This is a genomic window from Methylotenera sp. G11, assembly GCF_000799735.1.
Lineage (GTDB): Bacteria > Pseudomonadota > Gammaproteobacteria > Burkholderiales > Methylophilaceae > Methylotenera.
In genome coordinates, this window is the sequence record NZ_JUHH01000001.1 from 1,384,581 (window position 1) to 1,409,513 (window position 24,933).

Genomic DNA, 24,933 nt, shown 5'->3' on the forward strand with positions numbered 1-24,933 from the left:
TCATGAACTCAATTATCCAATTCGCAAGCAGATTGATTCGCGGCCAGACAGCAGACACCGATGCCGTGCATAAATTTCATGGCGGCGTACACCCGGACGGCCAGAAACAGCAGTCCACAAGCGCGCCGATTAAAAAACTCGCCATTCCGGAAAGGCTTGTCCTGCCATTGCGCCAGCATGTAGGCTACATTCCGAAAATCAAAGTGCAGGTAGGTGAGCGCGTCCTGAAAGGGCAAATGCTGGCAGAAGCCGAGGGTACATTATCAGCCGCCATTCATGCGCCGACTTCCGGCACGGTGGCCGCCATCGGTGAAGAGATTATTCCGCATCCGTCAGGCCTGCCCGACATGTGCATCACGCTGACGCCGGATGGCCTGGATGAATGGACAACACTGCATCCGGTGGACTGGCGCAATACCGATAAAAAAACACTGGTAGCGAACCTGCGGTCATCAGGCATCGTTGGCCTGGGTGGCGCAACATTCCCCACCCACATCAAAGTGCGCGCCGATGGCAGATCCGGCATACATACCCTGGTAATCAATGCCGCAGAGTGCGAGCCATACATCACCTGCGACGACATGCTGATGCGCGAACGTGCAGATGAAATCGTCAAGGGCATGGAAATCGTGAAATTCCTGCTCGGCGCCGAGAACTGCATCGTCGGCATAGAAGACAACAAGCCGGAAGCAACCGCAGCCATGGCTGAAGCCTGCAAGGCCCTGCCCGGCACATCGGTCAAAGTGGTACCTACCCTGTACCCTAGCGGTGATGCGCGCCGCCTGATCCATCTGGTGCTGGGGATGGAGATCCCGCATGACAAACGTTCCACCGATGTTGGCGTACAGGTATTCAACGTGGCCACGGTACTGGCGATTTACCGCTATTTTGCATATGGCGAACCTGCGGTTGACCGCATTGTTACGATCACAGGCAGCGTAAACTCGCCGCGGAATTTTGAAGTGCTGTTCGGCACACCGCTGCAGACCCTGATCGATGCCGCGGATGGCACCAAGCCCGGCACCACGCATTTCATTATGGGCGGACCGATGATGGGCTTTGACCTGCCCACGATAGACGTGCCGATCACCAAAGCGGCAAACTGTATCATTGCAGCCACGCCCGACCTGTTTGCCCCGCCACCGCCGGCAATGCCATGCATACGCTGCGCACGCTGTGCAGATGCCTGCCCGGTAAACCTGCAGCCACAGGAACTTTACTGGTTCTCAAAATCGGACAATTTTGAAAAAGCACGCGACTACAACCTGTTCGATTGTATCGAATGCGGCTGCTGCACCTACGTATGCCCAAGCAATATCCCCCTGGTGCAATATTACCGCTATGCCAAAAGCGAGATCATTGCCGCTGACAAAGCGAAAGAGGCCGCCGACCTTGCACGCGAGCGCAACGAATTCAGGCTGGCACGCATTGAACGCGAAAAACTGGAACGCGCCCAGAAACATGCCGAACGCGCAGCCGCCGGCAAAGCTGATAGTGCAAAAACTGCTGATGCCGTAAAAACAGATGCCGTAAAAACAGAAAGCGCAACAGCAGAAAGCGCGAAAACAGAACAAGCCAAAACTGCTCCGGCTAAGCCGGCCACAGAAACACCGGCCGCTACTGCAAGTGCCGATGACGCCAAAAAAGCCGCGATTGCTGCAGCAATCGAGCGCGCAAAAGCATTAAAAGCAGCAGCCCAGTCAGCTGAACCGCAGAAAAAACCTGCAACTGCGGATACGGCTGGCAGCAGCCAGCCTGCGCAAGCTGAACCAGCTCATGCAGCGGAGCAAACCGAGGCAGACCAAGCCAAAGCAGACCAGGCAAAAAAAGACAAACAGGCACTAATTGCCGCCGCAATCGAACGCGCAAAAGCCCAGAAACTGGCCGCAGCCCAGGCTGGCATTGCCCCCAGGAATGTTGAGGACGCCAGCCCCGCCGTAAAAGCCGAAATCAGCGAAATTGATGCGATACGAGAAAAAGCCAGGCAGGCAGCCAAGGCGCAGGATTCGGACCCGGAAGCTTAAACACAACAGGCCAAAATAAAACTTTGATCCCAGGATAAACACTTGAACCGTTCACCTTACATCACCAACGCACCTACCGTCAGCATCATCATGCTGAAAGTACTGCTGGCCCTTATCCCGGGTATTTTTGCCTACGTATGGATCTATGGCGGCGGGATACTGGTCACCATATCCCTGGCGACCATCACAGCGCTTGTTTCAGAAGCCGCTTTACTGAAACTGCGCCAGCGCCCGATCCGTCCTTACCTGTCAGACCTGAGCGCAGTGGTCACTGCCTGGCTGCTGGCACTGGCATTGCCGCCATTGGCGCCCTGGTGGCTGGTTGTGGTAGGTACGTTTTTCGCAATCGTGATTGCCAAGCAGTTGTACGGCGGGCTCGGCTACAACCCATTCAACCCGGCCATGGTCGGCTATGCAGTATTGCTGATTTCTTTTCCGATCATCATGACCAAATGGCCGGCGCCTTTAGTGCTGGCGCAGACAAAACTGGGTTTCATGGATCAGCTGCAGTTCATTTTCGGCAATGCCCTGCCTGCAAATGTAAAAATGGACGCCGTGACTTCGGCGACACCATTGGACTACTTAAAGACGCAGCTCATGCTCAAACATGAGGTTCACGGCATCACGCAGGCACCAATCTTCGGCACCTGGGGAGCCAAAGGCGGCGAGCTCGTCACCGCAGCGTATCTGCTTGGCGGCCTTTACCTGCTGCAGCAGCGTATCATCAGCTGGCATCTGCCTACGGCTTTCCTGGGGGCGCTGGCTGCAATGTCGCTGATCTTTTATACGCTTAACCCGGCGCATTTTGCAGACCCGCTGTTTCATTTGATGAGCGGCGCCTCGATGCTGTGCGCTTTCTTTATCATCACAGACCCGATCAGCGGCCCGACCACACCGCGCGGCAAGCTGTATTTCGCCGCCGGCGTTGGCATACTGACGTACCTGATTCGCGTTTATGGCGGCTACCCGGATGGCGTCGCTTTTGCCGTACTGCTCATGAACATGTGCGTATCTCTGATTGATGCACATACACAGCCGCGTGTTTTTGGCCATACTAAGAACTAAACCACATATGTCAGATACCGTTTTCAAACATACTTCTGTCACTGCCGTTACCATGGTGGCTTTTGCCCTGATCGGCACAGCACTGCTCGCCTACGTATTCAATATTACACGCGAGCCTATCGAAAAAAGCGAAGCCGAAGCACGGCTGGCGCTATTCAGGCAGATCCTGCCGGATGAACATTACTACGGCAACGCTAACAGCAAGGATGATGACAGCCTGTTAAAGAATGTGGTCGAGATCGCGCCTAATGACTTGCTGGGCAACAAAACCCCGAGCAAAGCCTATATCGCAAAACAGGATCATAAATTCGCAGCGGTCATACTGGAGGCGATCGCCCATGACGGATACAGCGGCGACATTAAACTGCTGATCGCGATCCGTGCCGACGGTACCGTGAGCGGCGTGCGCGTGCTTGCCCATAAAGAAACCCCGGGCTTGGGTGATTACATTGACATCGCGCATGGCAACTGGATAAAACTATTCGATCATGAATCTGTCGAAAAAACACCTGCCGAACAATGGAAAGTCAAAAAAGACGGCGGCAAGTTCGATTACATGGTGGGTGCAACCATTACGCCGCGCGCGGTTGTAAAAGCGGTTGCAAAAGCATTGCAGTTCTATGAACAGAACCGGCATGTGCTGCAACAGGAACAGCAGCCATCATCAGAACCCTCATCCGGGCATAAGGATTAAGCATGAGTAACTATAAAGAAATCACCGTTAACGCGCTGTGGAAACAGAATCCCGGCGTCGTGCAGCTACTGGGTCTGTGCCCTACCCTGGCAGTCACTACCACCGCCGTCAATGGCATCAGTTTGGGGCTGGCAACCGCTTTGGTCATGGCTGCATCAAACGGTGCTGTTTCACCGGTGCGCAAGCTGGTGCCCAGCGAAATCCGCGTGCCGGTGTTTATCCTGGTCATCGCGGCGCTGGTCAGCATCATCGACATGTCGATCAACGCTTTTGCCCAACCCCTGCACAAAGTACTGGGCATCTTCATTCCGCTGATTGTCGTGAATTGTATCGTATTGGCTCGCGTTGAATCTTTTGCGGCCAAAAACACCTTTGTGCCATCAGTGCTGGACGGCTTCATGATGGGCATAGGCGGCACGCTGGTGCTCGGCCTGCTCGGCGGCGTGCGCGAGATTTTCGGCAAAGGCACGCTATTCTCCGGGCTGGACCTGGTATTTGGGCCGGCAGCCAAGCAATTCGTGCTGACCGTCGTTCCTGATTACCATGGATTCCTGTTGGCAGTATTGCCGCCGGGGGCGTTTCTGGGGTTGGGTATGCTGGTTGCGTTACGCAATTGGGCAGAAGTCAGGAATTCAAAGAAAACGGACACGCCGCAAGACAATCTTGAGCCTGCGCTCAATCACTGATACCGCCCTTGATTTATGAATGCCCAGCAACGCCTTGAAATCTTCAGACGCCTAAGCGTTGCAATTCCCAACCCGACTACCGAACTCAAGCACAGCAGCACCTTCGAGCTGCTGATTGCGGTCATCCTGTCGGCACAGGCCACGGATAAAGGCGTCAATATCGCTACAGACAAACTGTTCAGCGTTGCCAATACGCCGGAAGCAATACTTGCACTTGGCCTGCATGGACTGGAAAGCTATATCAAGTCGATTGGCCTTTATCACTCAAAGGCCAAAAACATTCTGCTGACCTGCCAGAAACTCATCACCGAACATCAGTCACAGGTTCCCGGTCGCCGTGCCGCGCTGGAGGCGCTGCCGGGCGTTGGCCGTAAAACCGCCAATGTCATCCTGAACACCGCTTTTGGCGAGCCCACGATAGCCGTAGACACCCATTTGTTCAGGCTGGGGAACCGCATTAACCTCGCCCCCGGCAAAACCGTACTTGAAGTCGAAAACAAATATCTCAAAACCATTCCTAAAGAATTCATGCAGGATGCACATCACCTGCTGATCCTGCATGGCCGTTATACCTGTACAGCGCGCAAGCCAAAATGCGGCCAATGCTGCATTGCCGACCTATGCGAATACAAGGCAAAAGAATTCAACCCGGCGCCTGACAGCGCCCCACGGGGTCAGGCATGAAAGTCGCGACCAGCATCGTGCTGGGCAAAGAGGCTTCCGCTGACCTGGCGGCACAAGCAGTTACCAATGCCATGCAGAAGGCTGACATCAGCATTGCAAACAGCGTGCTGCTCCTGCTCACATCCGAATTTGCCGGCAATCCGCAGCAGGCCATCAAAGCCGCTGCCAAAGCGGCTAACTGCATGCAGGTCATGGGCTGCTCCGCAACCGGTATCTTCACCGAAGAAGACTGGGTGCTGGATGCCCCGGCCGCGGCGGCGATGGTTTTTGGTGACAGTGTCTCACTGGAATTACCGAACAGGAACACCAGCAACCAGCCGCTGCTCACGCTTACCGCACCCAACGCCATCAACAGTATCTGGCTCAGCAACAGCAGGCAGCGTTATGGCGGCGTATCGGGAGACGCCATAGGTCAGGGCCCGTTTTCCGTATGGCAGAATGCCAAAGGTGAGGTATCAGGCTATGTCGAAGCATTTTTTTCCGGCGTCAAAGTGGCTACCGGAACTTCCCACGGCGTGCAGTTGCTGACGCAGCCGCAGCAGATCCAGCAAATAGAACAATTCGACCTGCTGCAACTCAACCAGCAGCCAGCGCTGAACGGGCTGCAAAAAGCCTGGAAATCACACAGCAGAAGTGATGAAGCCGTGCCGCTGCATCTCATCATCGCTTTATATGCCGATAGCGCAGAAGCCATCACGGCAGGCAATTTCAACCAGACCACCGTCATCAGCTGCGATGAGGCTGACGGCAGCATCACCCTGGCACAGCCACTGCAGGCAGGCCAGTTCCTGAGCTGGTCTTTACGCGCCACCGAGGTTGCGGAAGCCGACATTGCAATACTGGCAGACAGCCTGACCGGCGCACTTGGCAGCAAGCCCGGTTTCGGGCTGATGTTTTCCTGCCTGGGTAGAGGGCCGTATTTTTACGATGGCGTAGACCGCGACCTCAAAGTCATTACCAAAGCTTTTCCCGGCATGCCGGTATTAGGCTTTTACGGCAATGGTGAAATTGCCTATATCAATGGCAATAACCGCCTTTTACCTTACTCGGCAGTACTTTCCTTATTTTCAACCGCATAAATTAACGGTATTCAAGACTTAATATGAGCTTATACAATCCAAGCCGAGACCAGGCGCGCCAATTCCTATTTGATGCATGGGCCAAATTCAAACAGAACTCGGCACTGACGGACCTGGAGAAAATTGCAGTTGAAGTCATACAGATGCACCCTGAATACCATGCGATACTGGACGCGCCCGAACGCTATATGAGCCAGCAGTACTTTCCCGAGATGGGCGAAACCAATCCGTTCCTGCATATCAGCCTGCATCTGTCGGTGATTGAGCAGATCAGCATCAATCAGCCTATCGGCATCAGTCAAGTCTATGCTACATTAGTCGAAAAATATGGTGACAGGCACAGTGCACAGCATGACCTGCTGGAATGCCTGGCAGAAACCATCTGGCATTCACAGCGAAATAACATCCCATTGGATTCAGCCCATTATCTTGGGCTGCTGAATGAAAGAGTTGGAAAGGCATAGTGGCGGAAAACAATCTCAACGACTGGCTCAATGCGCATGGCGATTACCTGTATCGCTTTGCGCTGGCAAGATTAAGGGATCAGCATCTTGCCGAAGATGCCGTGCAGGAAACGATGCTCGCTGCCATCAGAAACAATAGTTTTGAAGGCGATTCTTCAGCAAGAACCTGGCTTACCGGCATACTGAAGCACAAGATCATTGATTTACAGCGTAAACAGATACGCGAACAGCCGGTCTCGGATCTCGTTGACCTTGATGCTGCCGAACACAGCATGGATGATTTTTTCGACAACTCCGGCCACTGGCTCGACAAACCGCAGACGCTGGACATGCCGGACAACGCGCTTGAACAAAAACAGTTCCTGGCTGTGCTTGACGAGTGCCTGAGCAAACTACCCAAGAAATTAAAAGCCATTTTCATGCTGCGTGACGTACATGAACTGGAGAATGAAAATATTTGTAAGGAACTCGACATTACCGCGACCAATGCCTGGGTAATGCTGTATAGAGCACGGATGGGATTAAGGAAATGTTTAGAGTTAAACTGGTCATAGGTGACGGGAAATAGCATGTTTACCTGTAAACAAGCCAGCAGGCTCATTTCACAATCTTTAGACCGTCCGCTGTCGTTGCCGGAAAAGATACTGCTCAGGCTGCATCTTTTAATATGCGATCCATGCACACAGTTCAAGCGCCAGCTGATGATGTTGCGTACGGCCCTGCACCGGATCAGGTATGGCATAGAACAGGACAGCACTATCAAATTACCGCTGGAAGTAAAAAACAGGATTCTGCATACGATTGAACCTGATCAGGAATAAATTGCCGAACCTGCCGACTCAAACCCTGCTTGTCTTTAATTATATTTAAGGAATTTAAAATGAACAAAACTCAGAAATCGATCTCCCTTGCTATCGGCGGCGCTTTTGCGCTTTCTATCGCTGCGGCAACCGTCAATGCAGCAGAAAACCCATTCGTGATGAAATCCCTCTCGAATGGCTACCAGGTGGCTGACAGCAGCACAAAAATCAAGGATGGCAAATGTGGCACCGGTAAATGCGGCGCCAACATGAAAAAATCCGAAAAAGTGGCTGAAGGCAAATGCAGCGCCGAAAAAGCGAAGGAAGGCAAATGCGGCGGAGAGAAAGCCGCCGAAGGCAAATGCAGTGCAGAAAAGGCCCACGAAGGTAAATGTGGCGGCGACAAGGCAGCTGAAGGCAAATGCAGCGCAGAAAAAGCCCACGAGGGTAAATGCGGCGGCGACAAAAAATAAGCGGCACCTTCAGCGTTAACCACCCATGGCAACCATCAGCCAGATACAAGGCACGGGTCTGGGGCTCAAGCGTGAGCTGATACCCCAGATCCAGTCACTGTACGGACAGGAACAGTTAGCCAATATCCACTTTGTGGAAATTGCGCCGGAAAACTGGATCAGTGCCGGCAGCAAAGCCGCCAGGCAGCTGGACTGGTTCGTAGAGCGCTACCCTGTGGTATGCCATGGCCTATGCCTTTCATTAGGCGGGCTGAGCCCGCTTAATGTGGATTTCCTGCAACAGGTCAGGGCATTCCTGCACCAATACAAGATACCGGTGTATACCGAGCATTTAAGCTACTGCACCGATGGCTTCAAAGGCAGGCAGGGCTATCTTTACGACCTGCTGCCGATTCCGTTCACCGAAGAAGCCGTGCATTATGTGGCGCAGCGCATACGCCAGACCCAGGATATCCTGGGACAGCGCATAGGGGTTGAAAATGCCTCGTTTTACGTGGCCGCACCGATTTCCGAAATGAGCGAGATCGACTTCATCAATGCAGTCATCACCGAGGCCGACTGCCTGCTTCACCTCGACATCAACAACATCTACGTCAACAGCGTCAATTTCGGCTTTGACCCGCATGCGTTCCTGCGCCATATTCCGGGCGAGCGCATTATTTACAGCCATATGGCCGGGCATTACCGCCAAACGCCGAACCTGCTGGTCGACACCCACGGGGAAAACGTCATCGACCCGGTCTGGGACTTGCTGGAAGACGCTTATCGGCTATTTGGCGCCTTCCCTACATTACTGGAACGCGACAACAACATACCGCCGCTCGGCGTATTAATGCATGAAATCGACAAGATTGCCGACTACCAGAGCAAGGCCAGCCAGCGTTCTACTGCATTTCAGCACGCAGCAGAACTGATGACAGGCTAAAACGCACTATCATGGCAGAGCTAGCAGGCTTTCAGCGTTATCAACTGGCATTCACGGCCCGGCTGCGCGACCCGCAGAACCAGCCCCCGCTTGCAGGCGTTCCGGATGAGCGCATGGCGGTGTATGAAGAAATCGTATTCAATAATTTATTCGAATCGGTTTCCGCCTGTTTTCCGGTTGCGCGCAAAGTGCTTGGCAAACGCCGCTGGTTAAAGCTGAACCAGGCCTTCATGCGTGATTATTCCGCCAACGACCCATTGTTCCGCAGCATTCCTGCACAATTTATCGAGTTTCTGCAATTGCCCGCACCCGGGTTGCAGCAGCTTCCGCCTTACTTCATCAGCCTGTGCCATTACGAATGGGTGGAGTTATCGGTAGCTTCGGCCGCGGCTGCCGTTATACAAGAAGCGCAGCCGGCTGTCGACCTGGGACATGGCAGGCCGGTTTTCTCACCATCGATGCAACTGCTCAATTATGAATACGCAGTACACAGGATTTCACCGCGCCACAAACCCCGGCAACCGGAAAGCACCCAGCTGCTGGTGTTCCGCAACGCAGACGATCATGTAAAGTTCATAGAACTGAATGCTGTTACCTACCGCCTGATCTCCCTGCTGCAGGATCAGCCGCTCAGCGGCAGGCAGGCACTCACTTTACTCGCAAATGAGTTACAACATCCCCAGCCAGAGAGTATCATTGAGTTCGGGCTGTCCATACTGGAAGACCTCAGAAGTCAGGGCGTGATTATCGGCACGCAGGATTAAAACCATATCGCAGAGGTGCTGCCTTGAGTTTAATTCAAGCTTTACTGGACCCAGCGGCTTATCCGCACCCGGTATCCAACATTGAACTGATTGAAACCCACATTTCATGGGTGCTGCTGACAGGCCGCTTTGCCTACAAAATCAAGAAAAACATCCGCTTTGATTTCCTTGACTTCTCTACCCTGAAGAAACGGCATTTCTATTGCCTGGAAGAGCTGCGTTTTAACAGCCGTTTCGCGCCCGGCCTTTACCTGGACGTTGTGCCGATAACCGGCTCACCGCAGGCCCCGAAAGTGGATGGCAGCGGCGAAATCATCGAATACGCCGTACGCATGAAGCAATTCGACGGTAACCAGCTACTAAGCCATCTCGCAGACCAGGGCCGTCTCAGCTGCGGCATGATAGACCAGCTGGCCGACCTGACCGCCGATTTTCATCACAGTGCAAGAGCCGATACCGCCAATGACCATTTCGGTACCCCGCAGGAAATCCACCATTGGTTCCAAGGCAACGTCACCAATATCCGACCCTTGGTCCATCACGGAAAACTTCTCGAGCAGATATCCGGATTGGCGCACTGGGGCGACCAGGCATTGCTGAAATACGCAGGGTTGATGGAACTGCGCAAGAAGAACGGCTTTATACGCGAATGCCACGGTGACCTGCACCTGGGCAACATCACGCTGATCAATCACAAGGTCACCCCGTTCGATGGCATTGAATTCAACCCCGGCCTGCACTGGATCGACGTGATCAGCGAAATTGCCTTTGTAGTCATGGATCTGCAGCAACGCGGCCTTAACCAGTTCGCCTACCGTTTCCTTAACCGTTACCTGAGCAGGAACGGCGATTATGCCGGCATCACTTTATTACCTTATTACCTGGTATATCGGGCATTGGTGCGATGCAAGGTAGCGCTGCTGCGCTGGCAGCAGCATAAAAAACAGCAGGATCTGCATGAAGCGGAAAATTACGCAGGGCTTGCCGCAAAATACAGTCGGCCGGCGGCACCCAGGCTGTTAATTACGCATGGCTACTCAGGCTCCGGAAAATCGACATTCAGCTGCCAGCTTGCAGAACGCCTGGGCATGATACACCTGCGTTCGGATGTTGAGCGCAAACGCCTGGTCTCCGCAAAAAATGCAGGTAATTCGGTGAATGAAGGTGTATACACGGCGGAAAACGTGCAGCTTGTTTATCTCAGGCTGGCCGAGCTCGCATCATCAATTCTGGATGCTGGTTTTACGGTGCTGATCGATGCGGCTTTCTTACAAGCCAGCCAGCGCGGCCTATTTGCAGAGCTGGCTGCGAAAAAACAGCTGGCTTTTGTGATATTGGATTTCCACGCGCCGGTGCAGGAGTTGAAGCAGCGCATCAGCAACCGGCAGCAATCCGGGAACGATGCATCAGAAGCGACATTGGCGGTTCTGGAACATCAGCTTGAAACTGCACAGGCACTGTCAGCCGCCGAGGCCGGCGAGACCATCCGGATCGATACCTGCGCAGAAGATGCTTTGGCCAAGCTGCTGGAGCACAGCAGCTTGCCGCATCATTAATCGAAACTGATCGCCTGATTCTGGCGCTGTTCCAGATCGGCAACCAGCTTGCCTTGTTGCGGCGGGCTCATATCCCACCAGCCTTTGATTTCCTCAATCGTACGATAACACCCCTGGCAGTAGCCAGAGGTTTCATCAATACTGCATACACCGATGCAGGGAGACTGAACTTCTTCCTGTGTAATTTCTGACATGCTATTCCGCTTAAAAAAGATTGATATCCCTATTCCGTATTAAATCAATACAGTTTAACTCAATACACCATTAACTTAACACGCCATTAACTTAACACACCATGGCACTGTTTATATTTCTTGCCGGAACCGCATGGGCAAGGATCATTACGGCCGACCTTGATACCCTCACGTACCATAGGCTGCGAAGCTGAAGCGGCGTCATCGTCGGCAGCGCTTGTGCCCAGCGCTTCATTGTAATCGGCATGCTGGTATTGCACGTTTTCCACTTCCACCGGCCTGTCAACCGCTTCCACGTCGGCTTCTGTTTTCACCTGCACCAGCATGGTCACTTTGGTCACTTCGGTTTTAATGGTGTTCAGCAGGCCTTCAAACAATTCAAATGCCTCGCGCTTATATTCCTGCTTAGGGTTTTTCTGCGCATAGGAACGTAAATGAATACCCTGACGCAAATGGTCCAGCGCTGACAAATGCTCGCGCCAGTGGTTATCCACGCTCTGCAGCATGACCGAGCGCTCGAACTGGCGCAGGATCTCAGGGCTGGCCTGCTTTTCTTTCTCAGCATAGGCTTTGCTGGCCTCGGCAAGAATGAAGTCGCGCAGCGTTTCTTCATGAATATCCGGATTGTCTTCCAGCATTTTCTGCAACGGCAGCTCAAGGCCGGTCTCGGCTTTAAGTTCACGCTCAAGGGCAGGCACATCCCACTGCTCTTCAACGCTGCCTGGCGGAATGTGCGTTGCGATCATATTGAGCAATACATCTTCACGCATCGCAGCAATGGTGCTGCCCACATCGGTGGCTTCCAGCAGCTCATTGCGCTGTTCATACACGACCTTGCGCTGGTCATTCGCTACGTCATCATATTCAAGCAGCTGTTTACGGATATCAAAGTTACGGCCTTCGACTTTGCGCTGCGCATTTTCAATCGCCCGTGTTACCCAAGGGTGCTCGATCGCTTCGCCATCCGGCATGTTCAGCTTACCCATGATGGCCGATACGCGGTCTGAAGCAAAAATACGCAGCAACTGATCTTCAAGTGAAAGATAAAAACGACTGGAACCCGCATCACCCTGGCGACCGGAACGGCCGCGCAGCTGGTTATCCACGCGGCGCGATTCATGACGTTCCGTGCCCACGATATGTAAGCCACCGGCGGCCAATACGCCGTTGTGGCGTATTTTCCAATCCGCTTTGATTTGTTCGATACGTGCAGCTTTTTGAGCTTCAGTCAAAGTTGCATCCGCTTCAACCTGCGCAATTTCCGGCTCAGGATTGCCGCCAAGTACGATATCGGTACCACGGCCAGCCATATTGGTCGCAATCGTGATCACGCCCGGGCGGCCAGCTTGCACAATGATCTGCGCCTCGCGCTCATGCTGTTTCGCATTCAAGACCTGATGTTCCAGCTTAGCCTCTGTCAGCAATTGTGAAATCAGCTCGGAGTTTTCAATTGAAGTGGTACCCACCAGCACAGGCTGGCCGCGGCTCTGACAGCCTTTAATATCTTCGATCACTGCCGCATATTTCTCGCGGGCAGTGCGGTAAACCTTATCCATCGCATCCTTGCGCTGCATCGGGCGGTGCGTCGGGATCACTACGGTTTCCAGGCCATAGATCTGGTTGAACTCGTACGCCTCGGTATCAGCGGTACCTGTCATGCCTGAAAGCTTCGCATACATACGGAAATAGTTCTGGAAAGTAATCGATGCAAGCGTCTGATTCTCTTTCTGGATCTCCACGCCTTCTTTCGCCTCTACCGCCTGATGCAAACCGTCAGACCAGCGGCGGCCAGCCATCATACGGCCGGTAAATTCATCCACGATCACAATTTCGCCATCGCGCACGACATAATGCTGGTCTCTATGATAAAGGTTACGCGCACGCAGCGATGCGTACAGGTGATGCACCAGTGTAATGTTGGAAGCCTCATACAAGCTGGAACCTTCCGCCAGCAGGCCAGCTTGTGCCAGCAAGGCTTCAGCATGCTCATGTCCCTGCTCGGACATCACGACGTTCTGGGCTTTTTCATCTACCCAGAAATCGCCTTCGCCTTCTTCTTCTTTCTGCGCAACCAGTCTTGCCGCTACGGCGTCGATCTGGGTATACAAGGCAACGCTATCATCGGCCTGACCTGAAATAATCAAAGGCGTCCGTGCCTCGTCGATCAGAATAGAGTCGACCTCATCAATCAGCGCATAATTCAGGCCGCGCTGTACACGTTCTTCAGCGCCGTACACCATGTTATCGCGCAGGTAATCAAACCCGTACTCATTATTGGTGCCATAAGTGATATCGGCCGCATAGGCCAGGCGCTTGGCTTCACTTGTCATTTGCGACAGGTTGATGCCGATCGACAAACCTAAAAAGTTATACAGCCTGCCCATCCACTCCGCGTCACGCTTCGCCAGGTAATCATTCACGGTAATCACATGCACGCCTTTGCCGCTTAAGGCATTCAGGTAAGCCGGCAATGTTGCCACCAAAGTCTTGCCTTCACCGGTGCGCATCTCAGCGATTTTTCCTGCATTCAGCACCATGCCGCCGATGAGCTGCACATCAAAATGGCGCATGCCCAAAGCACGGCGACTGCCCTCACGCACCACTGCGAAGGCTTCCGGCAGCAGTTTTTCCAGGCTTTCGCCATTGGTGTAACGTTGTTTGAATTCCTCGGTTTTAGCCCTGAGCGCCTCATCGCTCAGCGCCTGCATTGCCGGCTCTAGTGCATTGATCTGCTGAACCTTCTGCGCATATTGTTTAACAAGCCTTTCATTACGGCTACCGAATAATTTTTTGAACAACGTGGAGATCATGAAATGAGTGACTTTCCGCTAGAGGATAAAACTTTGTGGTTAGTGTATGAATCGATTATGGGATTGTAATTGTGAAATACCGGAGAAAAATTAAACATACTAAATTTAATGAATCTGATTTAGCTGCGCTTGCTTCTGCCTTCTGGATTACTGTGCCTATAAACTATATGTATTACCTATACTGTCAATTGCTTGCTTTTAGATATTTCCTTGGATCCAGAGGATTACCCGCCAACCTGATTTCATAATGCAGGTGTGGCCCGGTTGATCGCCCGGTACTGCCCACTTCTGCGATTTTCTGGCCTTTTTCTACACGCTCACCAGCCCTGACATACAGCCTGGAAGCATGGGCATAGCGTGTTTCCAGGCCGGATCCATGATCAATTTTTACAAGTTTACCATAATCAGGGGTCTGCTCGGCAGTTGACACGATGCCGCCTGCCGCTGCAAAGATAGGCGTGCCCATCGCAGCCGTAAAATCCAGTCCTTCATGAAACGCTTTATGCCCATTAAAAGGGTCTATACGCCAGCCAAAACTTGATGAATTGAATGCCGCAGCGACCGGGCTGCTGTTTGGCAAGGTGTCTTTCAATACGCTTTGCTGCAGTAGCTTTGCTTCAATACTGCTGAACTGCTCGGTACTGGATTCAATCCTATCCATCAATTCGGCAATCTTCGCCTGCAATTCCGCTTCCGATAACGGCCCGCTCCTGACCAGCGGACCACCTAGATTAGCAGTGCCGGGCAGGCTGGAAACCGGGCTGCCTAGCTCAGGCTTAGCCTCAGTCCTGGGCGCAGCCTTGGATGGTTTCGCACGGCCGGTTGCATTATCCTGCGCCAGACTTTTTTCCCCTGCCAGTTTCGCCAGCCGTTCGCTTTGCGCATCCAGCTGCATCATGCGCGCCTGCAGCTCGCCCAGCTGCAATGCATAGGCATCAAGATGTTTTTGCGGATTATTAAAAGAAAATCGCAAATGGTTCGGTATTAATGACTTTGCACCCTGTTGTGCGCTTGGCTGCTGTGGCACAATGAGCACCATGGCGATCAGAACCGACAAAAACATCAGCGCTGCCAAGGCCACACTCACTTGCAGCACAGAAAGCGTTTTTGCTTTCGCCATGTTATTTGAGACTAAAATGATATTCATACTACCCCTGATCATTACAGGCATTAGATAAACAGCCATGCAACGATTCAATACATTGCTTAAAAATCCTGAACTTAACGCGCTGCACATGCGCACGCAGGAAACTCAGGATGCACAAAAAATCTGGAATGCAATCGCCCCGGATAACTTGGCTAAATTCAGCCGCGCAGGCAGCATCAAGAACAAGCAATTAAACGTATATGCCGACAACAGCGCGGTGGCGGCAAAAATTAAGCTTTTGCTGCCTAGTCTATTGATTCAGCTACAAAAGCAAGTGTGTGAAGTTACTGCAATTCGCGTAAAAGTGCAAGTAAAATCTAGCCCGCAACCCAGGCGAAAAACACCCAGAAAGCTTACTCCGGCAGCCGTCAGCAGCTTGAAAGAGCTCAGCGAAAAACTGGCAGGCACGGCATTGGGCGACGCGCTGGATAAGCTTTGCAAAACAGCTGACTGACACAGCGTTGTTACGCGCGCCTTTCACGGCAGAGGCTCTATTGTGAGGGCTGTTTAATAATGCAATAATGCACGCATGTTACAATTTATTTACACTCTGAAACCATAAGGAGCCATCAGCCGCCACTTCAGCTTTACCGCACTAATCACCTTCGATTCAGCTTTACTGTATATCGCTTTAAGCAACAACGAATGTTTTGCACCTGGTTTCACATACTAGTTTTATTTTGACGTTTTACAGCAGTTTCCTGAGTAACGTAATTGATAAAAATATAGATAGGGAGAAGTCATGTCAGTCGAACTAATGGTTGCCATCGGCGCCGCAATTATTGCGGTTCTGTATGGAGCAGTGATGAGCAAATGGATTTCAGGTTTACCCGCCGGTAATGCGCGCATGCAGGAAATCGCCGGCGCAATTCAACAAGGGGCTGCCGCTTACCTGGCCCGCCAATATAAAACCATCACCATTGTCGGTGTCATACTGGCTATCCTGATTGGCGTTTTTCTCAACGCCACTACTGCAATAGGCTTTGTGGTTGGTGCCGTGCTGTCTGGTGCATGCGGGTTTATCGGCATGAATGTATCGGTTAAAGCCAACGTGCGGACTGCGCAGGCCGCCACCAAAGGCATAGGCCCGGCATTGGATGTTGCATTCAAAGGCGGGGCAATCACCGGCATGCTGGTAGTTGGCTTGGGCTTGCTCGGAGTTGCCGGTTTTTATGCATTCCTGGGCGGCGAGGCTGCAACTGATCTTGACCCGCTCATTGGCCTTGCATTCGGCTCCTCCCTGATTTCGATCTTTGCCCGCCTTGGCGGCGGCATCTTCACCAAGGGTGCAGACGTAGGCGCGGATCTGGTGGGCAAAGTTGAAGCCGGTATCCCTGAAGATGATCCGCGCAACCCGGCTGTGATTGCAGATAACGTAGGCGACAACGTAGGTGACTGCGCAGGCATGGCGGCCGACCTGTTTGAGACTTACGCCGTCACATTGATTGCAACCATGGTGTTAGGCGGCTTGCTTATTAAAACAGCCGGTGCCAATGGGGTACTTTACCCGCTACTACTGGGTGCCGTTTCTATCGTGGCTTCCATCATCGGCTGCTTTTTCGTCAAGGCATCGCCAGGCATGAAAAATGTCATGCCGGCTTTGTATAAAGGCCTGGCGGTTGCCGGCATACTTTCATTAGGTGCGTTCTATGTGGTTACAATGAAAATGTTCCCGCAAGGCGTGACGGCAGGCGAATTAGCGATTTCTGCCAACCAGATGTTTGGCGCATGCGCAGTCGGGCTAGTGCTCACCGCAGCTTTAGTCTGGATTACCGAATACTATACCGGCACTGATTATGCTCCGGTTCGCCACGTAGCGCAGGCTTCCACTACCGGACATGCCACCAACATTATCGCCGGTATCGGTGTTTCAATGAAATCTACAGCTCTGCCAGTGCTGTCTGTATGTATCGCCATCTGGGCAGCCTATCACCTGGGAGGTCTGTACGGCATTGCAATTGCCGCGACCTCCATGCTGAGCATGGCCGGCATTGTGGTAGCGCTCGACGCTTATGGCCCGATTACCGACAACGCAGGCGGCATTGCAGAAATGGCGGAACTGCCAAGTAGCGTGCGTGATGTAACCGACCCGCTGGATGCAGTTGGCAACACCACCAAAGCGGTGACCAAAGGCTATGCAATTGGCTCCGCCGGCTTAGCTGCACTGGTGCTGTTTGCAGACTATACGCACAAACTGGAAGGTGCCGGCATTGCAGTCAAGTTCGACTTGAGCGACCCCATGGTCATTATCGGCCTGTTTATCGGCGGGCTGATACCCTTTCTGTTTGCGGCGATGGCAATGGAAGCCGTTGGCCGTGCCGCAGGCGCAGTAGTTGAAGAAGTCCGCCGCCAGTTCCGTGACATCAAAGGCATTATGGAAGGCACGGCTAAGCCTGAGTATGGTAAAGCCGTGGATATGCTGACCACGGCAGCCATTAAGGAAATGATGCTTCCATCATTGCTGCCAGTGGCGGTACCGGTTGCCGTAGGCCTGTTATTAGGCCCGGTCGCACTTGGTGGCTTGTTAATGGGTACGATTGTAACTGGCTTATTTGTAGCCATCTCCATGTGTACCGGCGGCGGCGCCTGGGACAATGCCAAAAAATACATCGAAGACGGCAACCACGGCGGCAAAGGCTCTGATGCGCATAAAGCGGCGGTTACCGGCGACACCGTTGGCGACCCTTACAAGGATACCGCAGGCCCCGCAGTTAACCCGCTGATTAAAATCATCAACATCGTGGCATTGCTGATCGTGGCATTGCTGTAACACTGGATAATACGCAAGAGGCGGCCGCGGCCGCCTTTTTTATGGAAAATGAACACCCCTGAACCAAGGCAAACAGTTAAAATACGGCTTTCGGCAATTCGCTATCATTAACGCAATTCAATCACAAAGGTACTGGCATGCGGCATTCGGAATATCATCGTTCACATCGCATCGGCTGGCTGCGGGCCGCCGTCCTGGGTGCCAATGATGGGATCGTTTCCACCGCCAGCCTGTTGATCGGCGTAGCCTCTGCCGGCGCATCGCACCAGACCATCCTGATTACCGGCGTTGCCGGCCTGGTATCTGGCGCGATGTCGATGGCGGCAGGCGAATATGTATCCGTCAGTTCGCAATCGGATACCGAAGCCGCAGACATCGCTCGCGAAACGGAGGAGCTTGCCACACAACCGGAACATGAGCTGGATGAACTGACCGGAATCTATACTTTGCGCGGGCTGTCGCCGGAGTTAGCGCGCCAGGTGGCCGTGCAGCTTACCGCACATGATGCGCTGGCTGCGCATTCGCGTGACGAACTGGGCATCACCGACACCATGAATGCGAAACCGGTGCAGGCGGCGCTCGCTTCTGCCGCGACATTCGCGGTCGGCGCCGCTTTGCCATTACTGGTGGTATTTTTCGCCCCAGCAGCCAGCACCATCCCATATGTTGCGGCGACATCGCTCGCATTCCTGGCAGCGCTCGGCGGCCTCGCGGCACAGGCCGGAGGTGCCAGCCTGGTGAAAGGAGCCTCTCGCGTCGCATTCTGGGGCGTGCTGGCGATGATAGCCACCGCTGCTGTCGGCAGTTTATTTGGCGTTGCAGCAGCGTGATACCAGAATTAAAAAAGGCAGCCAGGGCTGCCTTTTTTAATGTCTACTGCTTACGTTCCAATATGAATTAAAACGCCGGTTTTACTTTTGCTTCATTGTAGTTTTTAACGCCATCCAGGATTTCTTTCTTGGCCTGGTCTACATCGCCCCAACCGTTGATTTTTACCCATTTGCCTTTATCAAGGTCTTTATAATGCGCGAAAAAGTGCGCAATCATGTCCAGGCGGCCTTCTGATACGTCTTTGTATGATTTCAGATGTGTATACAAACCGCACACTTTATCAACCGGCAGCGCCAGCACTTTAGCATCCAGGCCTGCTTCATCTTCCATCAGCAGCACGCCGATCGGGCGGCAGCGCACAACCACGCCCGGGATCAGCGGCACCGGTGTAATCACCAGCACGTCAACCGGGTCTCCATCATCCGCCAGAGTGTGCGGCACATAACCGTAATTCGCTGGGTAATGCATGGCAGTGCCCATGAAACGGTCTACAAAAATCGCGCCGCTTTCTTTATCCACTTCATATTTCACTGGGTCACCCTGCATCGGGATTTCAATAATCACATTGAAATCATTCGGGACATCTTTGCCGGTTGGCACTTGGTTCAATGACATTGTTTATTCCTAAATATAAATTTGCTAAATAAATTAACGACTGATTTTGAGGCGCAATTATAACAAGTCCGCACAAAAGGCATACTAAAAGACTTGTAATAAATTGCTAATGCCGGCTTCACTTTGTGTCAAGCTGCGCCTCAACCTGCTCCCGGCAGCTCTGGATAATCGACTGCGGTATGAATAGCAGCGCCAGATAAAGCAGCACCGGGATAATGACAACGTCATCCAGCTGGCCAATCACAGGGATAAAGTCCGGAATAAGATCAAACGGCAACAGCAGGTAAGCAACCGCCAAACCTAAAAACAACTTGGCGACCCACGGCGTCTGCGGATGTTTCAACACCAGCCGATACACCTTCAACTCCAGCTTCAGCTGTCTGCCCAGAGCCTTGAGCTTATTGATGATAGACATTGCCCGCAAGCCGTACAGGCTTACTCCAGGTTTAGGGGTTTGCCGGTCAGGCGTTCGAACGCCTCCATATACTTTTCACTGGTTTTTGCGGCGACATCATCAGGCAATGCCGGCGCCGGCGGGGTTTTATTCCAGCCACTGGCTTCCAGCCAGTCACGCACATATTGCTTATCATAGCTTGGCGGGTTCTTGCCTACCGCGTAACTCTCGGCGGGCCAGAAGCGTGATGAATCCGGGGTCAGCACTTCATCCATGACATGCAGCACACCGTTCTCATCCAGGCCGAACTCGAACTTGGTGTCAGCGATGATGATGCCGCGGGTCAGTGCATATTCTGCCGCCCTGGTATAAAGCTCAATGGCAACCTTGGCCACCTGGTCAGCCAGCGCCTTACCGATCAGTGCCTCAACCTGGGCAATGCTGATATTTTCATCATGCTCGCCTACTGCTGCCTTGCTGGATGGCGTGAACAAAGGCTGCGGCAGCTTTGAGGCTTCCTGCAGGCCTGCGGGCAGCGGGATCTCGCATACCGTACCTTTGGCTTTATATTCCTTCCAGCCGCTGCCAACCAGATAACCGCGCACGATCGCCTCCAGCGGCAGCGCTTTCAGTTTTTTCACCACGACTGAGCGATTAGCGAGCTGCGCTTTCTCGGCAGCATCCGCCACCACGCTGGCAGGGTCGATGCCAGTCAGATGATTAGGCACGACATGCTGCAGCTTCTCAAACCAGAAGTTTGCCATCTGCGTCAGCATTGCGCCTTTGTTGGCAATGCCCGTAGGCAAGATGACATCAAATGCGGATAAACGGTCGGTGCTCACCAGCAACATGGTGTTGGCGTCGATATCGTAGATGTCGCGCACCTTGCCTTGATGGATGCGTTTCAGGCTTTTGATACTGGTTTCTAGAAGTGGTTTATTCATGAAGTTAAACTTTAATAGTCGCTGGTCGAAATGCATATTATAAAGTGCTGGCTGATGTTTATCTAATTTTTTACGCCCATCAGCAATCCAGGCTGCGCACTCGAATTTATGCGACTGGCCGGTTCTCGCCTATCTTGATGATCTTAAGCGTATTGGTGCCGCCCGGGCTGCCAATAGGTTCACCAAAGGTCAGCAGCACCAGGTCGCCCGCGACGACGGCGTTCTGCTGCAATAACACCTGCTCCATTTCCTGCAGGATTTCATCTTTGTTTTTATTCCCCTGGTCAATCGGGTATGGATATACGCCACGATGCAGGGTCAGCTTCCTGCGTGCGAATTTATCGGGCGACAGTGCATAGATCGGCACTTCGGCATCTGCGCGCGACAGCCATTGTGCGGCATTACCCGACTGCGTCAGTGCGGCAATCGCTTTGACCTTCAAATGCTTTGCTGTGTATATTGCGGCGGCGGCAACCGCCTCATCCGTTTTCACCAGCACCTGCCCCAGTTTTTGTGCATGATGCTCGCTGAAGTATTCTTTTTCTGCCTCTACAACAACGCGATGCACGGCTTCGACTGTTTCCAGTGGATACTGGCCCGATGCGGTTTCTGCAGACAGCATGACGGCATCGGTACCATCAAGTACCGCATTTGCCACATCCGACACTTCCGCCCGGGTGGGAATCGGGCTTGAAATCATGGATTCCATCATCTGCGTGGCGGTAATGACCAGTTTATTATGGGCACGTGCCATCCGTATCATGCGTTTCTGCAAGCCCGGCACCGCAGCATCCCCCACCTCAACGCCCAGATCGCCGCGCGCGACCATAATCGCATCCGAGGCCTCAATAATCGCTTCCAGCTCACTGATGGCTTCGGCACGCTCAATTTTTGCAATCACACTTGCCGAGCCTCCGGCCTCTTTAACCAAAGCCCGTGCCAGCTCAACATCGGATGCGGATTTAGGAAAGGAGATCGCAATGTAATCTGCTTCCAGTGCGACGGCGGTTTTAATGTCTTCGCGGTCCTTCCTGGTCAAGGCATCCGCCGACAGGCCGCCCCCCTGTCGATTGATGCCTTTGTTATTCGACAGGACGCCGCCGTTCAGCACCACGCAATGTATCTGGTGTCCCTTCACGCGGTCTACCTGCATGGTGATGCGGCCGTCATCCAGCAGCAGGATGGCACCTTCGCTGACCTCCTGCGGCAATGTCTTATAGTCGAGCCCGACACGATACTGGTCACCAAGCTCACAATCCGCATCCAGCACAAAAATATCGCCGGTTTTCAGGCTGATCTTGCCCTGCTCAAACTTGCCAATCCTGATTTTCGGCCCCTGTAAATCACACAGCACACCGACAGGACGCCCCAGTTTCGCCGCTATATTACGTACCGTTTCCGCACGCTGTATATGCGCCTCGGCCGTACCATGCGAGAAATTCAGGCGCACAACGTTTACGCCCGCCGTAATCATGCGTGCAAGCATTTCCTCGCTGGTGGAGGATGGCCCTAAGGTCGCTACAATTTTTGTTTTACGTAATGCCAATGTGTCCTGCCTTTTTATTATTTGGTATTTATACACGCCCTTAAAAACAAAATGGGGCTATATGCCCCATTTTTAAAGTGCAAAACAAACGGGGCTATCAGCTTTTGGCGCGCTGTTCCAGAATCTCGACCGCAGGCAGTTTCTTGCCTTCCAGAAACTCCAGGAACGCGCCGCCAGCCGTTGAAATATAATCCACCTGGCTTTCGATACCGTATTTCTGGATCGCGGCAATCGTATCGCCGCCACCGGCCAATGTGAATGCCTTGGTATTGGCAATCGCATTGGCAATGGTTCTGGTGCCTTCGCCAAACTGGTCAAACTCAAACACGCCTACGGGGCCATTCCAGACCACCGTACCTGCATTTTTAATGATTTCAGCTAACTGAGCAGCAGATTTCGTGCCAATATCAAAAATCATATCATCAGCCGTGACTGAAGCAACGTCCTTGCTCACTGCCGGCTCGTTCGCATCAAACTTCCTGCCACAGACAACATCTACCGCGACCGGCACGGCTGCACCTCTAGATGACATTTTGTCCATTAACGCACGAGCAACAGGCACCAGCTCATCTTCACACAATGACTTGCCGACCTCAAACCCTGCGGCTTTCAAGAACGTGTTCGCAATACCGCCACCCACCACCATCTGGTCAACTTTCTCGGACAGGCTCTCCAGCACGGTCAGCTTGGTTGAGACCTTGCTGCCGCCTACAATCGCCACCATTGGGCGCGCCGGGCTCAGCAAGGCCTTGGTCAGGGCTTCCAGTTCATTCACCAGCAGAATACCTGCGGCTGCCACCGGGGCAAATTTCGCTACGCCGTAAGTGCTGGCCTCTGCACGATGCGCAGTACCGAATGCGTCCATTACAAAAATATCACATAGCTTGGCATATTTTTGTGACAATTCATCAACGCATTTCTTTTCACCTTTATTAAAACGGCAGTTTTCCAGCACAACCAGTTCACCGGCCGCAACATCAAAACCGCCACCCACCCAGTCTTTCACCAGCCGCACCGGTTTGCCCAGCTTGGCCGCAATCACATCAACTACAGGTTTAAGGGAGTTTTCCTCTGAATATACACCTTCTTCCGGACGACCCAGATGCGAGGTTACCATCACTTTTGCGCCAGCCTTGAGCGCATGCTCAATGGTTGCCATCGACGCCGTGATGCGCGCATCTGACGTTACCTTGCCATCAGCGACCGGCACGTTCAAGTCAGCACGGATCAATACGCGCTTACCTTGCAGATCAAGATCTGTCATTTTGATGTAATGCATGATGAACTCCCTTACCCCATTAATCTTATTTTGCGTTCATTAAAGCAACTGCCGTATCCAGCATGCGGCAGCTGAAGCCCCACTCGTTGTCATACCAGGCCATCACTTTGACCAGCTTGCCGCCAATCACCGTGGTCTGCTTCGCATCGAAATTAGATGAGGTTTCAGTATGATTGAAATCTGATGAGACCAGAGGCTCGGTGTTGTAAGCAAGGATCCCTTTTAACGGGCCTGATTCCGAAGCTTCCTTGATAATCGCGTTCACTTCTTCTTTTGTCGTGTCGCGACCCGGTACGAAGGTCAGGTCAACTACGGATACATTCGCGGTAGGTACACGTACGGCAAAGCCTGAAAGCTTGCCATACAATTCCGGGATCACAATGCCGACTGCCTGTGCAGCACCGGTTTTGGTGGGGATCATGTTCAATGCTGCGGCACGCGCACGGTACAGGTCTTTATGGTGGCCATCCACCAGCATCTGGTCATTGGTGTAGGAGTGAATCGTGGTCATCAGGCCTGACTCTATACCCAGCTTGTCATGCAATGCCTTCACCATAGGTGCCAGGCCATTGGTGGTACATGATGCATTGGAAATCACGCTCATGTTTGCAGTCAGGATATCGTGGTTTACGCCATACACAACCGTGGCGTCACATTCGTTCTTATCCGCAGGCGCCGAAATAATCACTTTCTTTGCACCGGCTTCGATGTGCGGCAGGCACTTTTCTTTGGTACGGAATGCGCCGGTACACTCCAGCACCACATCCACGCCAAGCTCTTTCCATGGCAGGTTGGCCGGGTTGCGGTCGGTAGTCACGCGAATTTTATCGCCATTGAGTACCAGGTAATGTTTACCATCTTCGTCCAAAGTTTCTACAGTGCCTTTAAACTTGCCATGAATAGTGTCATGCTTTGTCAGGTGCGCCGTACATTCTAGATTGGCAGATCCATTGATTGCCACAATTTGAATATCTTCACGTTGCTGCTCATAAATCGCACACAAAATATTGCGCCCGATACGTCCATAACCATTAATTGCGACTCGAATTGCCATGATGATTCCTAAATTTATTCTGTTAGCACAAAGATTAAAAACAGCGCTGAATAGCCGAAAATAACCGTTTAAATCAAAAGTAATGAATACTTAAACCTTACTGAACACAATACAACCAAAAACAGGGTTTCAAAC

25 protein-coding genes are annotated in these 24,933 nt (G+C 52.7%); 16 read left to right on the top strand and 9 right to left on the bottom strand.

All coding sequences use genetic code 11. The features are described 5' to 3' along the window. The first annotated feature begins 2 nt into the window (after nucleotides 1-2). Genes rsxC through GQ51_RS06355 form a run of 13 tightly spaced genes read left to right on the top strand, consistent with a single transcriptional unit; the run spans nucleotide 3 to nucleotide 11,214 of the window. Complete coding sequence (rsxC, locus tag GQ51_RS06295) at nucleotides 3-2,024, top strand: electron transport complex subunit RsxC (RefSeq protein ID WP_047551179.1); 2,022 nt, start codon at nucleotides 3-5, stop codon at nucleotides 2,022-2,024. A gap of 42 nt (nucleotides 2,025-2,066) precedes the next feature. Further along, nucleotides 2,067-3,089, top strand: coding sequence for an electron transport complex subunit RsxD (gene rsxD, locus GQ51_RS06300; protein WP_047551182.1), 1,023 nt, complete (start codon nucleotides 2,067-2,069; stop codon nucleotides 3,087-3,089). A gap of 7 nt (nucleotides 3,090-3,096) precedes the next feature. After that, nucleotides 3,097-3,783 carry an electron transport complex subunit RsxG gene (gene rsxG, locus GQ51_RS06305; protein WP_047551185.1) on the top strand — a complete coding sequence of 229 codons (687 nt, stop codon included), beginning with the start codon at nucleotides 3,097-3,099 and terminating at the stop codon, nucleotides 3,781-3,783. Between the two features lie 2 nt (nucleotides 3,784-3,785). Next, nucleotides 3,786-4,469: an electron transport complex subunit E gene (locus tag GQ51_RS06310; RefSeq protein WP_047551188.1), complete on the top strand. Its 684-nt coding sequence runs from the start codon at nucleotides 3,786-3,788 to the stop codon at nucleotides 4,467-4,469. Between the two features lie 15 nt (nucleotides 4,470-4,484). Next, nucleotides 4,485-5,153, top strand: a complete 669-nt coding sequence (gene nth, locus GQ51_RS06315) for an endonuclease III (protein ID WP_047551191.1) — start codon at nucleotides 4,485-4,487, stop codon at nucleotides 5,151-5,153. After that, nucleotides 5,150-6,232 (top strand): FIST C-terminal domain-containing protein, encoded by a 1,083-nt coding sequence (locus GQ51_RS06320; protein WP_047551194.1) that lies wholly within the window; start codon nucleotides 5,150-5,152, stop codon nucleotides 6,230-6,232. Before nth ends, GQ51_RS06320 begins: the two co-directional genes overlap by 4 nt. Nucleotides 6,233-6,255: 23 nt before the next feature. Next, on the top strand, nucleotides 6,256-6,696 hold the full coding sequence (locus GQ51_RS06325; RefSeq protein WP_047551197.1) for a DUF1841 family protein: 441 nt from the start codon (nucleotides 6,256-6,258) through the stop codon (nucleotides 6,694-6,696). Beyond that, complete coding sequence (locus GQ51_RS06330; protein ID WP_047551200.1) at nucleotides 6,696-7,250, top strand: sigma-70 family RNA polymerase sigma factor; 555 nt, start codon at nucleotides 6,696-6,698, stop codon at nucleotides 7,248-7,250. Before GQ51_RS06325 ends, GQ51_RS06330 begins: the two co-directional genes overlap by 1 nt. Before the next feature lie 15 nt (nucleotides 7,251-7,265). After that, entirely contained in the window at nucleotides 7,266-7,517 is a 252-nt protein-coding gene (locus tag GQ51_RS06335; protein WP_047551203.1) for a zf-HC2 domain-containing protein, read from the top strand. Between the two features lie 59 nt (nucleotides 7,518-7,576). Continuing rightward, nucleotides 7,577-7,969 carry an HvfA family oxazolone/thioamide-modified RiPP metallophore gene (locus GQ51_RS06340; RefSeq protein WP_047551207.1) on the top strand — a complete coding sequence of 131 codons (393 nt, stop codon included), beginning with the start codon at nucleotides 7,577-7,579 and terminating at the stop codon, nucleotides 7,967-7,969. Nucleotides 7,970-7,994: 25 nt separating this feature from the next. Then, nucleotides 7,995-8,894 (top strand): HvfB family MNIO-type RiPP peptide maturase, encoded by a 900-nt coding sequence (locus tag GQ51_RS06345; protein ID WP_047551210.1) that lies wholly within the window; start codon nucleotides 7,995-7,997, stop codon nucleotides 8,892-8,894. Nucleotides 8,895-8,905: 11 nt separating this feature from the next. Beyond that, on the top strand, nucleotides 8,906-9,658 hold the full coding sequence (locus GQ51_RS06350; protein ID WP_047551213.1) for an HvfC family RiPP maturation protein: 753 nt from the start codon (nucleotides 8,906-8,908) through the stop codon (nucleotides 9,656-9,658). 23 nt (nucleotides 9,659-9,681) lie between these two features. Then, entirely contained in the window at nucleotides 9,682-11,214 is a 1,533-nt protein-coding gene (locus GQ51_RS06355; RefSeq protein ID WP_047551216.1) for a bifunctional aminoglycoside phosphotransferase/ATP-binding protein, read from the top strand. On the opposite strand, the gene GQ51_RS06360 is transcribed toward GQ51_RS06355, so the two are convergent. From GQ51_RS06360 to GQ51_RS06370, 3 genes are all read right to left on the bottom strand, one after another. Further along, a complete protein-coding gene (locus GQ51_RS06360) occupies nucleotides 11,211-11,408 on the bottom strand; it encodes a DUF1289 domain-containing protein (protein ID WP_047551219.1) in 198 nt (65 codons plus the stop codon). The two genes, GQ51_RS06355 and GQ51_RS06360, sit on opposite strands and share 4 nt — an antisense overlap. A gap of 86 nt (nucleotides 11,409-11,494) precedes the next feature. Beyond that, nucleotides 11,495-14,218, bottom strand: coding sequence for a preprotein translocase subunit SecA (gene secA, locus GQ51_RS06365; protein WP_047551222.1), 2,724 nt, complete (start codon nucleotides 14,216-14,218; stop codon nucleotides 11,495-11,497). 184 nt (nucleotides 14,219-14,402) lie between these two features. Beyond that, nucleotides 14,403-15,365: a M23 family metallopeptidase gene (locus tag GQ51_RS06370; RefSeq protein WP_047551224.1), complete on the bottom strand. Its 963-nt coding sequence runs from the start codon at nucleotides 15,363-15,365 to the stop codon at nucleotides 14,403-14,405. 37 nt (nucleotides 15,366-15,402) lie between these two features. Between GQ51_RS06370 and GQ51_RS06375 the strand changes: the two genes are divergently transcribed. From GQ51_RS06375 to GQ51_RS06385, 3 genes are all read left to right on the top strand, one after another. Next, the gene (locus tag GQ51_RS06375; RefSeq protein WP_047551225.1) at nucleotides 15,403-15,819 is read left to right on the top strand and encodes a DciA family protein; all 417 of its coding nucleotides are present in this window, start codon (nucleotides 15,403-15,405) and stop codon (nucleotides 15,817-15,819) included. A gap of 288 nt (nucleotides 15,820-16,107) precedes the next feature. Further along, a complete protein-coding gene (locus GQ51_RS06380; RefSeq protein WP_047551228.1) occupies nucleotides 16,108-18,135 on the top strand; it encodes a sodium-translocating pyrophosphatase in 2,028 nt (675 codons plus the stop codon). Nucleotides 18,136-18,272: 137 nt separating this feature from the next. Further along, nucleotides 18,273-18,965 carry a VIT1/CCC1 transporter family protein gene (locus GQ51_RS06385; RefSeq protein WP_047551230.1) on the top strand — a complete coding sequence of 231 codons (693 nt, stop codon included), beginning with the start codon at nucleotides 18,273-18,275 and terminating at the stop codon, nucleotides 18,963-18,965. A 67-nt stretch (nucleotides 18,966-19,032) separates the two neighbouring features. Here GQ51_RS06385 and ppa read toward each other — a convergent pair whose 3' ends face one another. The 6 genes from ppa to gap all read right to left on the bottom strand — a co-directional run bounded on the left by ppa (nucleotide 19,033) and on the right by gap (nucleotide 24,798). Beyond that, entirely contained in the window at nucleotides 19,033-19,581 is a 549-nt protein-coding gene (gene ppa / locus GQ51_RS06390; RefSeq protein ID WP_047551232.1) for an inorganic diphosphatase, read from the bottom strand. Between the two features lie 118 nt (nucleotides 19,582-19,699). Further along, nucleotides 19,700-19,996, bottom strand: a complete 297-nt coding sequence (locus GQ51_RS06395; RefSeq protein WP_047551235.1) for a YkvA family protein — start codon at nucleotides 19,994-19,996, stop codon at nucleotides 19,700-19,702. 20 nt (nucleotides 19,997-20,016) lie between these two features. Further along, nucleotides 20,017-20,919 carry a phosphoribosylaminoimidazolesuccinocarboxamide synthase gene (locus GQ51_RS06400; RefSeq protein WP_047551238.1) on the bottom strand — a complete coding sequence of 301 codons (903 nt, stop codon included), beginning with the start codon at nucleotides 20,917-20,919 and terminating at the stop codon, nucleotides 20,017-20,019. 106 nt (nucleotides 20,920-21,025) lie between these two features. Continuing rightward, the gene (gene pyk / locus GQ51_RS06405; protein WP_052177738.1) at nucleotides 21,026-22,465 is read right to left on the bottom strand and encodes a pyruvate kinase; all 1,440 of its coding nucleotides are present in this window, start codon (nucleotides 22,463-22,465) and stop codon (nucleotides 21,026-21,028) included. A gap of 97 nt (nucleotides 22,466-22,562) precedes the next feature. Beyond that, a complete protein-coding gene (locus tag GQ51_RS06410) occupies nucleotides 22,563-23,744 on the bottom strand; it encodes a phosphoglycerate kinase (protein WP_047551240.1) in 1,182 nt (393 codons plus the stop codon). A gap of 25 nt (nucleotides 23,745-23,769) precedes the next feature. Next, a complete protein-coding gene (gap, locus tag GQ51_RS06415) occupies nucleotides 23,770-24,798 on the bottom strand; it encodes a type I glyceraldehyde-3-phosphate dehydrogenase (protein WP_047551243.1) in 1,029 nt (342 codons plus the stop codon). Between the last annotated feature and the right edge of the window lie 135 nt (nucleotides 24,799-24,933).

What these genes read in the sequence shown, in the direction of transcription:
- GQ51_RS06325 (WP_047551197.1), top strand. Translation starts at nt 6,256, where the DNA reads ATGAGCTTATACAATCCAAGCCGAGACCAGGCGCGCCAATTCCTATTT.
- GQ51_RS06345 (WP_047551210.1), top strand. Translation starts at nt 7,995, where the DNA reads ATGGCAACCATCAGCCAGATACAAGGCACGGGTCTGGGGCTCAAGCGT.
- GQ51_RS06410 (WP_047551240.1), bottom strand. Translation starts at nt 23,744, where the DNA reads ATGCATTACATCAAAATGACAGATCTTGATCTGCAAGGTAAGCGCGTA.
- ppa (WP_047551232.1), bottom strand. Translation starts at nt 19,581, where the DNA reads ATGTCATTGAACCAAGTGCCAACCGGCAAAGATGTCCCGAATGATTTC.
- nth (WP_047551191.1), top strand. Translation starts at nt 4,485, where the DNA reads ATGAATGCCCAGCAACGCCTTGAAATCTTCAGACGCCTAAGCGTTGCA.
- GQ51_RS06310 (WP_047551188.1), top strand. Translation starts at nt 3,786, where the DNA reads ATGAGTAACTATAAAGAAATCACCGTTAACGCGCTGTGGAAACAGAAT.
- gap (WP_047551243.1), bottom strand. Translation starts at nt 24,798, where the DNA reads ATGGCAATTCGAGTCGCAATTAATGGTTATGGACGTATCGGGCGCAAT.
- rsxG (WP_047551185.1), top strand. Translation starts at nt 3,097, where the DNA reads ATGTCAGATACCGTTTTCAAACATACTTCTGTCACTGCCGTTACCATG.
- GQ51_RS06375 (WP_047551225.1), top strand. Translation starts at nt 15,403, where the DNA reads ATGCAACGATTCAATACATTGCTTAAAAATCCTGAACTTAACGCGCTG.
- GQ51_RS06395 (WP_047551235.1), bottom strand. Translation starts at nt 19,996, where the DNA reads ATGTCTATCATCAATAAGCTCAAGGCTCTGGGCAGACAGCTGAAGCTG.
- GQ51_RS06360 (WP_047551219.1), bottom strand. Translation starts at nt 11,408, where the DNA reads ATGTCAGAAATTACACAGGAAGAAGTTCAGTCTCCCTGCATCGGTGTA.
- GQ51_RS06335 (WP_047551203.1), top strand. Translation starts at nt 7,266, where the DNA reads ATGTTTACCTGTAAACAAGCCAGCAGGCTCATTTCACAATCTTTAGAC.
- GQ51_RS06385 (WP_047551230.1), top strand. Translation starts at nt 18,273, where the DNA reads ATGCGGCATTCGGAATATCATCGTTCACATCGCATCGGCTGGCTGCGG.
- GQ51_RS06350 (WP_047551213.1), top strand. Translation starts at nt 8,906, where the DNA reads ATGGCAGAGCTAGCAGGCTTTCAGCGTTATCAACTGGCATTCACGGCC.
- GQ51_RS06380 (WP_047551228.1), top strand. Translation starts at nt 16,108, where the DNA reads ATGTCAGTCGAACTAATGGTTGCCATCGGCGCCGCAATTATTGCGGTT.
- GQ51_RS06340 (WP_047551207.1), top strand. Translation starts at nt 7,577, where the DNA reads ATGAACAAAACTCAGAAATCGATCTCCCTTGCTATCGGCGGCGCTTTT.
- secA (WP_047551222.1), bottom strand. Translation starts at nt 14,218, where the DNA reads ATGATCTCCACGTTGTTCAAAAAATTATTCGGTAGCCGTAATGAAAGG.
- GQ51_RS06320 (WP_047551194.1), top strand. Translation starts at nt 5,150, where the DNA reads ATGAAAGTCGCGACCAGCATCGTGCTGGGCAAAGAGGCTTCCGCTGAC.
- GQ51_RS06370 (WP_047551224.1), bottom strand. Translation starts at nt 15,365, where the DNA reads ATGAATATCATTTTAGTCTCAAATAACATGGCGAAAGCAAAAACGCTT.
- rsxC (WP_047551179.1), top strand. Translation starts at nt 3, where the DNA reads ATGAACTCAATTATCCAATTCGCAAGCAGATTGATTCGCGGCCAGACA.
- GQ51_RS06400 (WP_047551238.1), bottom strand. Translation starts at nt 20,919, where the DNA reads ATGAATAAACCACTTCTAGAAACCAGTATCAAAAGCCTGAAACGCATC.